Origin of the sequence: Labilibaculum sp. DW002 (assembly GCF_029029525.1) — a bacterium.
Taxonomy (GTDB): domain Bacteria; phylum Bacteroidota; class Bacteroidia; order Bacteroidales; family Marinifilaceae; genus Paralabilibaculum; species Paralabilibaculum antarcticum.
Genome location: NZ_JAKJSC010000001.1, coordinates 465,232 through 479,993 on the forward strand (window position 1 = coordinate 465,232; position 14,762 = coordinate 479,993).

Annotated in this window: 7 protein-coding genes; all 7 read right to left on the reverse strand. The window is 35.3% G+C overall.

Annotated elements, in window-relative coordinates; all coding sequences use genetic code 11:
- Positions 1-417: 417 nt before the first annotated feature.
- The 7 genes from L3049_RS01870 to L3049_RS01900 all read right to left on the reverse strand — a co-directional run bounded on the left by L3049_RS01870 (position 418) and on the right by L3049_RS01900 (position 14,751).
- On the reverse strand, positions 418-2,172 hold the full coding sequence (locus L3049_RS01870) for a tetratricopeptide repeat protein (RefSeq protein WP_275108077.1): 1,755 nt from the start codon (positions 2,170-2,172) through the stop codon (positions 418-420).
- Positions 2,173-3,402: 1,230 nt separating this feature from the next.
- Positions 3,403-4,953, reverse strand: a complete 1,551-nt coding sequence (locus tag L3049_RS01875; RefSeq protein ID WP_275108078.1) for a sulfatase family protein — start codon at positions 4,951-4,953, stop codon at positions 3,403-3,405.
- Positions 4,954-4,990: 37 nt separating this feature from the next.
- The gene (locus L3049_RS01880) at positions 4,991-8,236 is read right to left on the reverse strand and encodes a glycoside hydrolase family 2 TIM barrel-domain containing protein (RefSeq protein ID WP_275108079.1); all 3,246 of its coding nucleotides are present in this window, start codon (positions 8,234-8,236) and stop codon (positions 4,991-4,993) included.
- Positions 8,237-8,341: 105 nt separating this feature from the next.
- Positions 8,342-10,561, reverse strand: coding sequence for a sulfatase-like hydrolase/transferase (locus L3049_RS01885; protein WP_275108080.1), 2,220 nt, complete (start codon positions 10,559-10,561; stop codon positions 8,342-8,344).
- Positions 10,562-10,572: 11 nt separating this feature from the next.
- Positions 10,573-12,222 carry a right-handed parallel beta-helix repeat-containing protein gene (locus L3049_RS01890; protein WP_275108081.1) on the reverse strand — a complete coding sequence of 550 codons (1,650 nt, stop codon included), beginning with the start codon at positions 12,220-12,222 and terminating at the stop codon, positions 10,573-10,575.
- A 15-nt stretch (positions 12,223-12,237) separates the two neighbouring features.
- Positions 12,238-13,653, reverse strand: a complete 1,416-nt coding sequence (locus L3049_RS01895) for a sulfatase-like hydrolase/transferase (RefSeq protein WP_275108082.1) — start codon at positions 13,651-13,653, stop codon at positions 12,238-12,240.
- 87 nt (positions 13,654-13,740) lie between these two features.
- Entirely contained in the window at positions 13,741-14,751 is a 1,011-nt protein-coding gene (locus tag L3049_RS01900; RefSeq protein ID WP_275108083.1) for a glycoside hydrolase family 43 protein, read from the reverse strand.
- Positions 14,752-14,762: the final 11 nt, after the last annotated feature.

The window sequence follows — 14,762 nt, forward strand, 5'->3', positions numbered from 1 at the left end:
ATTTACACAGTAAGTATTGCTCATTTTTTTTGAGGAAGAAAAAAAACAAGACACACAAGCTTAATACAGTTCTTTTTTCCTATGATACAAAATACATACACACCAACTTATAACACTAGAATACAACACACTAGACAATTGTGCGTTTTATGAACTATTATAGACTAATAGTTGGTGAATTCTACAAATAAGCAAGGTTCAAATGGGAATAATAGAAAATTAGGGGAGAAAAACTAAGAGTAACAAGATTCACCAAACCCTTTAAATTGATCTAGGAACTATCAGTCTAATAGCAGAATATTCGTAATATTTTATAAGTACAAAACAGTAGGTTTACAATCTTCAGATTAAAGACAAAATACACTTAGGGAAACGTAATGAGAAGAGGTTCATTCAATAATTAGAAGTAGTAATTGTCTACGATTTACTAAAATCATTAAAAAACTCCGCAAAACTAATATCCTTATTAGCAATACCCAGCTTTTTACGCAGACGTGTTCGTGCCACATTAATACTATGAGGTGTCTGTTTGGTAATAAAAGATATTTCTTTAGTATTTAAATCCAACTTTAAAAAAGCGATCAATTTTCGCTCATTATTAGTTAGATTGGGAAAAGTAGCCGTTAAACTTTTAAAGAAGTCACTATTTAACTGCTCGAATCGATAATCCAATTCATCAAATATCGAATTATTCTTATTCAACTCAATATTTTTAACAACATCCCGAACAGCTTTTTCTCTTTTGTTAGGAGACAAGTTTAGAGCAGATTTAAACTCAGAAGCCACCTCATCCATAAAGTTACTTTTTTCTCTAAGACTAATCATTGTGCTTGTTAATTCCTTTTTCTGACAAATAAGATTTTCTTCCAGAATATGTTTTTCAAGATTCATTTTTTCTTGTCGCAACTTATTCTTCTTATTTCGCATTGATATAAGAACAAGTAAGAATACTAAGACAACAATCGAAATGAGCAAGGATGAAAGCATCATTACATTAGAATTTCTGGCTTTCTGCAAGGCAATTTCTCTATCTTTTAATTGTTTATCTACTTTATAAGAACTTTCGATATTTACAATTCTTCTGGCCTGACTGATATTGAAAAGGCTATCGCTGGTTTCTTTATAAAGCTTAAAGTAGTCCAAAGCTTTTTTATGCTTACCATTCTGCTCAGCAATCTTATATAAATAATGATAATTACTATTGATATCAATTAGTATTCCTAATTGCTTTGACAGATCCAAAGCTTTTTTATAATAATACTCGGCAGAACCATATTCCTTATTCCTGTAATAGATGAATGCCAGCGTATTATACTTTGAACAAAACTCTTTAGAATCCTTATTTTCATCCAACAAACTTAAACTCTTTTGAATATAGGCATGTGCTTTATCAAATTGATTAATTTTAGCATACACCATTGCAATATTATTATACTGAGTCGATAATGAAGTTCTTGATGCTGCGTAATTCTTTTTAATCTCAACACTCTTCATATAATAATCGAGTGCAATATCATATTCTTCCAAATTATTATAGATAATACCAATATAATTATATGAGGAAGCGATGGATCGTGTATTATCATTCTTTTTATAAATATCGAGCGATTTTATATAATAAGCTAATGCCTTTTTATAGTGCTTCTGGTATTTATAGACGGAACCTAATGTATTGTAAACCCTAGCCAAATCTTTATCAGAGCCTTCGTTTTGTTCCAATAAGGTCAGGCTTGCTAATGCATACTCTACAGCCATAGAGTAGTTACAAATTGTTTTGTAGATAGAAGCAATTCGAATTTTATTGAGAGCTATTTTAGAAATAGATTTGCTTAATTTATAATGTTCATTAGACTTCTCAAGGTATTCTACAGCTATACTATACTCGTATAACTTTTCGTATTCACGACCAATTTTCCCATAAATTTTGGCTCTTTTTGTTATACTTAGATCCAAATTCAGTAAGGATGAAAATTCAGAAATCGCTTTAGTATGGTTCTCAATAAAAGAATAGTATTTTGCTCGTTTATATCGATATTTGTAAATGGTTTCCTTATTCTGATTTTTTACTGCCTTACTTTCAGCCTTATTAATTATTGATAAAATCTTAGAGGTGTCATTTTCGTAATAATAGTCGATTATTTTATCATAAATAACATTTCTATCCTCTCCCATAGGAGTGCTTACACTTTTATATAGCAGACTGTCAATATCCGCTGAGTAAACCGATAATGAGATAAATAAGATGCAAATAAAAGTAACGAATCGATACACAGGCTAAAGGTATTATTCAAGATTCTATTAAAAACTGGAGCACTAATATAGTCTTATCAGGCCATATTTCAATAACAAAACCATTTATGCTTTTTAACTTAGAATTAATTGAAATTAGGATGTTTTTCAAACATAGAGAATATTATCAAATGCTTTATGGAGAGGACATTTTTTGCTTATTAATTGAAGAGTCATTGGCTTATTAATGTTCATATTTTCAAAAATTTCTATTAAGATGATTGTTCCGTCAACAAATCAAACTCATCCTCTAATTCCTCAATTCGGCATCTATTATTATGACGGAGATAATTTAAATCATTTACTCATACATATAATTGTTTTGAAAATTGCCATAATATTAAAGAATACACTCCAGTTTGGGATATAAAACACCTTTAGAAAAAGAAATTGAATTAAGAGCTTATTATAAATTAGCGACCTAATCTTTAGGTACTATATTTTGTTACAATTCCAATGTTCAATTTTAAATAATAAGTGCTAACTCCTAAATAATATTTTAGTTTTTTTAATGTGATTTACTTAACTTTAACACATGAAATTTGGTAAACATATATTTCAATAAATCATTTTACAACAAATTACATTTAAAGCTTTATCTATAACCTAATTAGGTAAACACCTTGCCACTTATTTGTACTTAAATCACATAACATTCTAGTTTATTACCACTTGCATTTTCTGTATCGGCAAGTAACCAACTTAACTAACTGAATTGTTGATAATTGCGTTTCCATTATTAACAAATAAAAATATATTACCACAAGCTTTCCATTCCGCATAACATCACATATATAACTAAACTATAGAAGCTTATATCATTATTATTTCACATGAAAAAAGAGACAAAAAAATCATACAGATTATTTTTGTCTCTTTTTTGTATCGTATTTTACTGCACATAGTTTACATTTTTCACTGAAACAAAACTTATGGCTACCAACTCTTAGTCCATAACTAACAGTCATTAATATCTATTGGGTATATCCATTATCAGGAATATTAATCTTGTTTATAGAATAAAAAACTCTTATAAATTACAAAAGCCTTTACAGCATATAAGACGCGGTAAAGGCCAATTATATCAATTTAGATGTGAATGAGTCAGCATTGTTACTTTAATTCTATTTTTTCGATGTTCGAATAGTCTTTTCCTCGCACCGCTTCAAAACGAACAATCATTTCATTCAACTTCTCTTTATTAGAATCGGCTAAATTATTCTTTTGCCCGATATCCTCTTTCAAATTATACAATTGATATTTTAAAGAGTTTCCTAATTCGATATTCACATACTTATTTACTGCTGGCCCTTTATATGGTGGAATCATTATCCAGTCCCCTTTCCTAAATGCAGTTCGGCTTGTTGCTTCAATTATCAATTCTTCTCTACCGACGTTATGCTCTCCAATAAAAGTATTCAATATATTTTCACTATCCGGACCTCTCATTTCAATATCCACTAAGGCAGCTATTGAAGAAATCAGATCTATTTGACAAATCAATGCATCCGATACTCTTGGCTCAATTTCACCTTTCCAAAAGGTAATAAATGGCACACGTGTTCCCGCTTCAAACAGACTATATTTTCCACCCCTAAGTGTGCCTGAAGGTGTATGAACACCATTTTTTTCAACAGCATCATCGTGGTAACCATCATTCAAAACAGGACCATTATCACTCGTAAATACAATCAATGTATTTTCTAACAATTCTTCTTCTCTTAAAGTTTTCATAAACTCTCCAATACACCAGTCTGCCTCTAAGATCACATCTCCACGAGGTCCCATGCCTGATTTCCCTTCAAATCGAGGATGTGGCGTACGGGGAACATGAGGTTGTTGCATGGCATAATAAAGAAAGAAGGGTTCATTTTTATGTGCTTTTAAATATTCCTGTGCTTTTCCAAGAAAATGATCCGCCATATCCACGTCACTCCACTTAGCTGTTTCACCACCTTTCATAAATCCAATACGTGGAATGCCATTTATAATACTATTGTTATGCCCATGGTGCCATTTCAAACTTAGTAATTCTGGATTTTCCTTTCCAGTTGGCTCTCCTTCGAAATTCTGCTTATAGCTTATCTCAATAGGATCATTTGGATCCAGATTATCGACATAACCATTATTGATATAGACCGTTGGTACACGATCTTGTGTTGCAGCCATAATATATGCATCATCAAAACCAAGTTCGTTAGGCCCAGGAACAACACGCTGGTTCCAATCCACATCTCCAGTTCCCAAACCAAGATGCCATTTTCCTACAATTCCAGTATGGTAGCCTTGTGATTTTAGCATTTTTGGAATTGTCATCTGAGAAGTATCGATTAACAAGGGTGCACTTCCCGGTAATATTTTAGCATTTTTATTCCGCCAAGGATATTCACCAGTAAGCAATCCATATCTACTTGGAGTGCAAGTAGAGGAAGTTGCATAAGCATTGGTGAATCGAACACCTCCATTTGCCAAAGCATCAATATTTGGTGTCACTAATTCTGTTGCTCCATAAGAACTAAGATCTCCATATCCCAGATCATCAAGATATATTATCACAATGTTTGGTTTCTTTTCTGTTGCTGCTTTCTGTTTATTTCCAGATTGGCATGCTACAAGCAACCCTATTATTATAACTGGTAATAGTAGCTTAATAAATTTTCCCATTTTATTAGAAATTAATAGTTAGTTATGTTTTTGGATATTACCTTTTTATACTCTTTCTATCCTCTATTCCTTTTGAATCTAATGGCTTTAACCAGAAAGAATACCCATAATTATCTGCTGGAATTCTGTATTTTTTAATCGGCGCGGCATTTTTACTCCAGGAATCGTTTCCTCCAACTCCCATATGTAGTCCATCTATCTGCACTTTAATAAAATTATTTTGTGGTAACTGATATGGGTGTGCAGCTTTTTCTATTTGTTGCCAAGTCCATGAACGTGCACTCATATTCAATTTTTGACTACCAAGAATCTGCAATCCATATCCTTCACTATTCCTAATACTCATCCAGCATATTCCGGTACGGTTGGCATTTTCTTGAGGGAACACATAATCCTCCATAAAATCATCTAATTCCTTTTGATATAAACCGATATAAGTTGCTGAATTTCTATCGCAATAATTCTCAAATGGACCATGGCCTAACCATTTAATGCTTTGAAATGAGTCAGGCATCTCCAAAGATTGCCCCAGACGCGGAAGATTGGGAAGATTAACATCTGCGTTCAATTTGATATCAAGATGAATAAATCCATTCCCAAAAACATGGTAGTCAGCCTTCCATCTCGCTTTTCCATCTGCTAACAGAAAGCTCACAGATACTAATGATTCACTATCACTAACTTTTTTCACATCCAGACTTTGGAGTACTCTCACTTGAGATGCTTCTTTCCAAACTTTCATACTTTCATGAGTTCTGGCACCTCTTTTATCGTTATCGGTTTGTGGACGCCAGAATTCAGGTAGAAAAGAAGGTGAATTAATCAATTCAACACCTCTAAAAAGGTAAGAAGTTAGTGCACCTGTTTCCTTGTCAAATACTACTGAGAATTTATCAGATCTTAGTTTCAGAATATTTTCATTTGACTCAGCAGTTAGCATTGACAATTTCTCAGCGTTTAGATTTTTAATCTTTTTCCTTTTCCATATTAAAGGAAGTTGCTCTGAAGCAATTTCGTGGCCGGCTTTAGCCCAATCTGTATTCTCTTTCAAAACCAATGAAAATTGAATGAAATACTCCGCTCCTTCAAGCTTGTTTTTAGGCTCATTAATTTGCAAATAAATTTTCTGAGATTCACCAGGTAAGATATTTTTCAATTCCAAGTCTGCTGATTTTAGAATCTCACCATCTTCTAGAATTTTATATTTCAGTTGATATTGATCAAGAGAAACAAAAAATTGTCTGTTCTCTACTACAATTGTATTTATTTTCTCTTTGCTCCAGCTAATTTCAATTGGCTGAAAAGCTTTCTTAACCTCCCAAAGGGCAGGATGTGGATTCAGATTCGGATCTACAACTCCATTAATACAAAAATTATTGGAATTAATTTTGTCACCAAAATCGCCACCATAAGCAAAGAATTCTTCTCCTTTTTCATTTTGCTTTAGAATGCCTTGATCTCTCCAGTCCCATATAAAACCACCAACTAGTCGCTTATGACTTCTAAAAGCTTCCCAAAACTCTTTGAAATTACCTGTTGAGTTTCCCATAGAATGAGCGTACTCACTAAAAACAACAGGACGATTATCTCCATTTTGCTTAGCAATTTTCAAAGCCGATGTAGGTGAAGGATAAAATCGTCCTACAATGTCGACATAATCCAAATCTCTTGGATTGGCAAGACGATCATCATTATGAGGATAGTTCGGCTGTCCTGGAGCAATGTATTTTTTCGAATGATGATTTCCTTGGGCTGGTTCATAATGCACCAAACGGGTAATGTCAAAATCTCGAATCCAACTCGCCATTGCGGCATGATTAGGACCTCTTCCCGATTCATTTCCAAGCGACCAAAATATTATAGAAGGATGATTTTTGTCTCGTTCAACCATTCGAATAGCTCTCTCCATGTGGGCATGTGTCCATTCCGGATTATTGGAAAGTAAGCCTCCTACTCCATGAGTTTCCAAGTTGGCTTCATCCATAACATATATTCCATATTTATCGCACAACTCATAAAAATAAGGATCGTTAGGATAATGACAAGTCCGAATAGCATTGATATTAAACTGTTTCATCAGTATAATTTCCTCTTCAATATCTTTCCTTGTTAGTGCTTTACCTCGAATGGGATGATGATCGTGACGATTGACGCCATAAAGCAGAATAGATTTCCCATTTACCAGCAATTCCCCTTCCGGAGATGTTTCTACCGATCGAAATCCAATACGCATGCTCTTAGCCTCTAACAAACTTCCCTTTGCATCTTTTAGTGCAAATACCAAGGTATATAGATTTGGTGTTTCTGCGGTCCATTTCAAAGGATTCAAGATTTTCTTCTCTAACAATGCAAACTTCACATTGTCCAATCGAGGATACTTTTCTTTTACAATTTTTTCTACAGAAATTTCAAGTGGCGATTCAAAAACAGGATGTTGTTTATTATCATAAAGCATTGCTTCTAGCTTTGTCCCTTTCAAATCCGTTGTTCCATCCCAATAAATTTCTGGTCTAATTTCAAGATTCGCATCTTTGTAATCTTCATCAAGCTTTGTTTGAACAAAAAAATCGTTGATATGCAACCTTGGTTCTGCCAATAATAGAACTTCCCTATGAATTCCACTTAATCTCCAATGATCTTGATCTTCCAAATAAGAACCATCACACCAACGATAAACTTTTACAGAAATATTGTTTTTTCCTTTTTTCAATTGAGCGGTGATATCAAATTCGGAAGGCAAACGGCTTCCCTGACTGTAACCGACAAACTTTCCATTAAGCCAAACATAAAAGGCAGAACTAACCCCACCAAAATGCAATTTAACATTCATACCATCCCACTTCTCCGATAGTTCAAAATTTCGCTGATAACAACCAACTGGGTTATCATCCGAACTGATAAAAGGAGGTTTAACCTTAAAAGGGTATATAACGTTAGTATAAATTGCTGTACCATACCCGTTTAATTCCCAGTTTGAGGGCACTTGTATCTTACACCAACCCTGAACATCTTCCTTATAAAAGTCATTGCTTGCTTGCTCTGGATTATCCGTAAAAGAAAAATTCCATTCACCATTCAATGAAAAAACTCTATCAGAATAAGCCCTGTCACATTTTAATGCATCTTTATTTGAATTATAAGAATACATAGTAGCTCGTGCTTGTAACTTATTAATTCCTGTAACTAAAGGATTTTCCCAGTCGTTTGATTTTTGGGCACTTCCGTTAAGAGAGATCAATAAAATCAATATAATGGAGTAGCCTTGCTTTAAAATTTTGTGCATATACTTACATTTATTTCTATAAAGGAAAAAGAGTGTCTAAAATTGAAAAGCTTAGCCAAGCTTGCCTTGTTCCATATTCTAGACACTCCACTTTTATTAATTATTTTATTTTTTCTGATATACTCTCACGTAATCAACTGTATATTCCCTAGGAAAATTAGTTTCCGAAGGATCTCCTCCATTTGCTCCAATAGCCAAGTTAAGCAGAATGTAATGTTCCTGATGAAATGGATTAAAACCATCGGAATTTATTGTTTTACTCAAATCTATCTCATTCAACAATTTATCATCTAAATAAATTCGAATATACTCTTCAGTCCAGTCCATTTTCCATATGTGAAACTTATCTGCCCAGTCTTTTTCTTTTTCGGTGAACTTCTGGAAAACTATCTTCTCGGAATCCCAAACCGCATTATTTTCGGCATTGGCCCAAGCAGCATTGGCAAATATCTTGGCCTTCCCTTCGTGACGGTAGAATTCCATTAAATCGATCTCACCATTGGCTGGCCATTTCTGATCTACTCCTAATGTCCATATGGCTGGCCACATGCCCATACGAGTATCAATTTTGGCTCTCACTTCCAATACGCCATACTGGAAACTGAATTTATCTTTTGTCTTGATACTCGAAGAAGTATATTCCGCTTGCTTTCTATTTACTCGCCAATTCTTACTTTTCCTTTTGTATTCAGGGTTCTTTACCTGTTCCTTTCTACCTTCAATTACGAGTGCCCCATCGCGTACATTTGCATTGGCTGATTGATACCATTGCAATTCATTATTTCTGACAAAGCCTGCTTCGTAAGACCATTTTTCTGAATTTGGTTTTCCATCCTGATCAAACTCTTCTGCCCAAAGCAATTCATAGCCTTCAGGCACTTGTGCACCACGTGTATCCACTTTAAAAGGACTGACCATTTTAAATCTTTCAGGGTGAAGTTTATTGTACTCTTTTCCCCTCATTAAACCTAAAAAGACAGGATCTTTCATTTCATCTTCCCAAGATTGATATCCTGACTTCAGATCAGAATAATAATTCTCATCACTTAAGGCAAGTGAATTCTTTTCACTTATATCCTCATCCAAGTTGTAGATTTCATCTGTGACTGATTTATATCTTACCAATTTGTGATCTCCACATCTGGTAGCATACGCCTTCTGATCATATTTACGCCAAAACAATTGTTCATGAGGTTGTCCTTTTTTCTCTCCATTTACATATGGTAGCAAATTAACCCCATCAAGCTTGTTTTTCGGGCTTGCTTTCGCATAGACTACAGCTGTAGCAAAAATATCGAGTGAACTTACCGGATTGTGATATACTGCCCCTGCGGGGATTTCTTTTGGCCATTGAACGGCAAATGGCACATGAATTCCTCCTTCGTACAAACTGCCTTTCCCATCTCTCAATTCACCATTTCCTGATGCATTATGATGTTCTGGCCCCCCATTATCCGACAAAAAGAAAACAATCGTATTTTCATTAATTCCCAATTCCTCTAACTTATCCAAAACCCTTCCAACACCATCGTCCACAGCACTCACCATGGCAGCATAGACTTTTCTCTTCTTGTTGTTGATATGCGAAAATCGCTTCAAATATTTCTCCGTTGCTTGTAAAGGCGTATGAGGTGCATTATATGCTAAATACATAAAAAAGGGCTTATCGGCCTTACGTTCAATAAAGGAGACTGCTTCACGACTTAAAGCATCTGTTAGGTATTCTTTTTCATCAACTCTGCCATTGTCCCGCATCAAACGGGTATTGTAAGCATCAAACTGAGCTTCTATTTCACTTACATCATTTAAGGTCCATTCGTCTGGGAAATATTTATGCCCGCCGCTTAAAAAACCATAAAATTCATCAAAACCTCTCTTTAATGGATATTGAAATTTATGAGCTCCAAGATGCCATTTCCCCAGTGCGATACTAGTATATCCAGATTTAGAAAGTGCTTTGGCAATGGTTTCTTCCGACAATGGTAAACCTTGTAAACTATCTTTAGGAGTACATAATGGATTACGCCCAAAACCAAAACGGTCTTGATAACGTCCTGTAATAATTCCCGCTCTACTTGGTCCGCAAACGGCATAAGTAACGTAAGCATTGGTAAATTTCACACCATTTTTAGCAATTCTGTCAATATTTGGAGTTGGTATATCCGTACAGCCATTGAACCCAACATCACCATATCCTTGATCGTCGGTAAGAATTACAATAATATTTGGTTTCTGTTGTGCTTTTAACGGTTTTGTGTTAGGCAAACATCCTGCAAACAAGATCAATCCTGTTATCAGGAAACTATTTATGTTTCTATGCATCATATCTAATACAATTATTTTAATTCTATGGCACCCATGTCAGGAAGACCTTCAATTCTATTACCTAAAATATCATGTTTTAGCTGTAATCCAATTGATAAACCAATGCTGTCACTAGGGATTTTATGTATCTCAATTCCTTTGTTTTTAATCAAATTTGAATTAAGAGGCATATAATCCACTATTTTGTCTCCACCTACATTAGCAAAATCAGGATTCCCAATGATTGCTCGATCATCTTGTATCGGTAGTTCCTTTGGCCAATTGTTATTTCTCAGGAATAGATTATTCTGAAAAATCAGGTTTTTAATAGTCGTTTCACCCTCCTTTTCAGGATTGTATTGATCACCTAAAACTGCCTTCGATTTTCCTTCTATAAAAAAAATGTTGTTGGCAATCAAAACACCCGAGGCAGCCTTATCGATGGCAATTTTTGTCAGAATGTCCTGCTTCACATACATTGTATTGTTGTAGAAATAGGAATTGTAAGGTCCTCGTCTCTTTCTCTTGCCATTATAACCACTCAGCCAAAACAGTTTACCTTCCTGAAAAGCGCCGTTCTTTCCTTTTATACGATAACCATCATTCACACTAATATTATAGCGATAGGCACAATTGTAATTATTCCCAAGTATTTCACAAAAGCCACCTGCATTGTTGGCGGTGAAATTGTATTGCAAAACTACATTGTTACAATTATAATCGATATGTGCACCGGCAGAGTCACCAGGTCCCTTTGCATTTAAAAAGTGATTCTTTTCAATCAATATATCTTTGGACCCCCATGTCCATAAACCGCTTCCTCGTCCCCATTTTCTGGTATCATCATGACTTCCTGATCGGTTCACCTTATTGTTTCGGACAATTACATTTTTCACACCCGACATTTGAATTCCAGGACCTCCTGTTTCCAATACTTTATTATTTTGAATACTGATATTTCGAAGACTATAATTTATGGAATTCCCTGTAAACTTAATCCCAGTATGAGCCACATTTTTAACGAGACAGTCTTCAATTTTAATATCCTCCACGAAAGCTCCGTCGATTGCAGTAATAAAGCGGATTCCCCAGCCATAATTCTGTGATCCGTTTGCGGTTTTCACTTCTTTGGCTCCTCTTACAAATCCTTTTTCTTCGTAAAACACATCAACCACAAGTAGATTATTAAGGTAGATGTGTTTGTAATTTCCACTTTTACTCAGTTTCACAAGAACGCCACATCGCATTTGTTTCTTCTGCTTTCTATAAGGTGAAGAAAAGCCTCCATTTGCTGTGATTTTAATATTTTCAAGTTCGATAAAACTGCAATTCTCCAATAGAATCCCATTCAAACAGCCTTTGGCGTCAATCTCTGCCTTATGATCGTTAATATCATTACCGGATTGATAGCTTGTTATCACAATTGGCTTTTGCTGATTGCCATGAACATTCTTTAATTCCAGCGATCCATAAAAAGTACAATCTGAAGCTAGCAATAGACTATCTCCTTGAGATAATTTTAGAGAACCCAAGCTATTCAGGCTTTTAAAGGGGGAATGAATCTGGGCCCCTGAGTTAGCATCATTCCCCGTTTTTGCATTCACATAGTAGGTTTCAGCCATTATTTCTGATCCTGAAACAATTAGTAAAACAAGTAATATAATCTGTATACTTATTCGCATCTGTCTTCTCATTTTTTAGTTGTGAATGGTACTTTGTAAATCAGAAGGTGAATTAATTAAGGATTTCCTGTTTTCCATCAAAGCTTTGTGAATTTCAAAGGTCACCTGATTCCAGTCTTTATCTTCTGTCCACAAAGGAGTCATCAGTCCTTTCTCCCAGTCTTCAAGGGCAAGTATCATTTTCTGGTACTGTACAATTTCATTTTCATGCAAATCTTTGGTCTCTCCAAGATCTTCACCCAAATTATAAAGTCGATAACCATAGCCATCTACTCTGATCAACTTCCATTTGCCATCGCGAACTGCTGCCATACCTTCTTTGCGCCAAAACAACTGCTTGTGAGGTTCTCCTTCTATATTCTGAGTAATATAAGGCAATAGATTAGTTCCATCCAATACTTTCCCTGGAGATTTCTCCTGTCCAGCAACTGCTATTGATGTGGCAAAAATATCTAATGATGAAGTCAAGCCATCGTAGCTTTGACCAGCCTTAATTTCTTTGGGCCATGTCATCACAAAAGGCACACGATGTCCTCCTTCAAATTTGTTCCCTTTCCATCCCTTTAAGGGTAAACAGGATGATTGATTATTATGAGCACCACCATTATCGCTTAAGAAAAAGATGAGTGTATTTTCATACAGATTTTCCTTCTTTAATTTAGCTACGACCTTGCCAATGGCTCTATCCATAGCCCAGGTCATAGCTGCTAAATCCTGACGTGCATGGCCTTCATATCTTTTCAAATCCTCTTTGGTAGCATGCATTGGTGTATGCACTGCGTTAAAAGAAAGATAAACGAAGAATGGATTCTCCTTTTGTGCATCAATATATTCAACAGCCTTATCTCCAAGCACGTCAGTTAAATACCCTGTAAATTCAACATGCTTGCCATTGTGTTGGATCTCGTGTGGATCACCCGGTCGATCATTCATTTTATGTGGGAAATAAGATCGGCCTCCTTCTAGGAATCCATAAAATTCATCGAACCCACGCTGATTAGGTTGATATTGTGCCTTTTCTCCTAAATGCCATTTCCCAAATCCCGCTGTTTGATAGCCCTGTAGTTTCATAGCAGAGGCAATGCTTACTTCACTAGTATCCATACCCAAATTGTGAGGTGGGATATTGCATTCATGCCCAAATCTTTGTTGATATCTACCTGTAAGCAGGCCCGCTCTGGACGGACTACAAACAGTAGCTGACACATGAGCATCAGTAAAAATAACTCCAGCACTAGCCAGTTTATCGATATTTGGGGTTTCCAGATCTGAACTTCCCATAAAACCGAAATCGGCATAGCCTGCATCATCAGCTAGGATAACAATTACATTAGGCTTTTCTAACTGGGTATTATTTTTTTTCTGTTTACAAGCACTTGTCATTAAGGCAAGCATTGCAAAACCAATCAGTATTGAATGTTGAAAATTCATTTTCTATCTTTTTGTTTTGTACGAATATTCGGAGACTGAATAAATCAGTCTCAAGAATTATCTTTAAAGGAATTTGCCTGATTTCATTTAATCAATACTCCATTCCTTCTGCCATTCGATTTTTGCTTTTCCATTTTCAAATGTTAAGGGGAGCCATACATATCGAGAATCTTCCAAATTGGTTTTGTTCCATCTATCTCCCATATAGATATACTCACCTTTCCTATTTGGATTTGGCAAGACGTAAGTACTTTGCGAGAAATAAGTTTTCTTTGAATTCTGCCCAACACAAGGATCGTAAACAGTTTTCCAATTGCCCATAACAGAATCACAAATGGATATTTGAGCAGGGTTAGGCGACCAGCCAGTACAACCCGATGATATCATATAATATTTCCCTTCATGCTTCCAAACTGCTGGTGCTTCACGCGATTCCATTTCTAAAATTCGTTTAAATGTACCTGATGGTGCCGTATATTCATCATTCAATAAGCTGACATGCATGGTTTTATTATTCTCCGAAGAATAAAAATGATAAGCTTTTCCATCTTCATCCTTAAAAAGAGTCAAGTCTCTACTCATAGCTCCATTGGGGCGCATGCTTTGTATGTACGTGTAAGGCCCTTGTGGATTATCACTAATGGCAACACCCGCTCTGGCATACTGATAATCCTCTGAGTCAATGTGCATCCACATAACAAACTTTTGTGTTTTATCGTTGTAGATAACTTTAGGTCTCTCAATTACTTTAGATGTATGTAAATCATGAGTTGTATCAGCCTTCACAGCTGTTAATGCTACCCCTTCATTCTTCCAGTTTACCAAATCTTTCGATGAATAACAATTAACACCTCCAGCCTTACACCTGTAGCACTCCCATTCTAAATAAGGCACGCGCCAAGTTTCTCCTTGTTTTATTTCACCATACCAATAATAGGTTCCTTCATGCAAAAGAATTCCTCCTCCATGTGCATTTATTGGATTTCCGTCTGTATCCTTAAAAATTTCTCCTGCTTGAATTTTAGCATTTTCTGTTTCTACACATGAGAACAAAGTAAAAATCATTCCTATAATCAATCCTATTCTGCCAATACTCATTATTTCTAAAC

Excerpts from the sequence above, each read along its gene's own strand:
- L3049_RS01870 (WP_275108077.1), bottom strand. The coding sequence starts at position 2,172 with ATGGGAGAGGATAGAAATGTTATTTATGATAAAATAATCGACTATTAT.
- L3049_RS01875 (WP_275108078.1), bottom strand. The coding sequence starts at position 4,953 with ATGGGAAAATTTATTAAGCTACTATTACCAGTTATAATAATAGGGTTG.
- L3049_RS01880 (WP_275108079.1), bottom strand. The coding sequence starts at position 8,236 with ATGCACAAAATTTTAAAGCAAGGCTACTCCATTATATTGATTTTATTG.
- L3049_RS01885 (WP_275108080.1), bottom strand. The coding sequence starts at position 10,561 with ATGATGCATAGAAACATAAATAGTTTCCTGATAACAGGATTGATCTTG.
- L3049_RS01890 (WP_275108081.1), bottom strand. The coding sequence starts at position 12,222 with ATGCGAATAAGTATACAGATTATATTACTTGTTTTACTAATTGTTTCA.
- L3049_RS01895 (WP_275108082.1), bottom strand. The coding sequence starts at position 13,653 with ATGAATTTTCAACATTCAATACTGATTGGTTTTGCAATGCTTGCCTTA.
- L3049_RS01900 (WP_275108083.1), bottom strand. The coding sequence starts at position 14,751 with ATGAGTATTGGCAGAATAGGATTGATTATAGGAATGATTTTTACTTTG.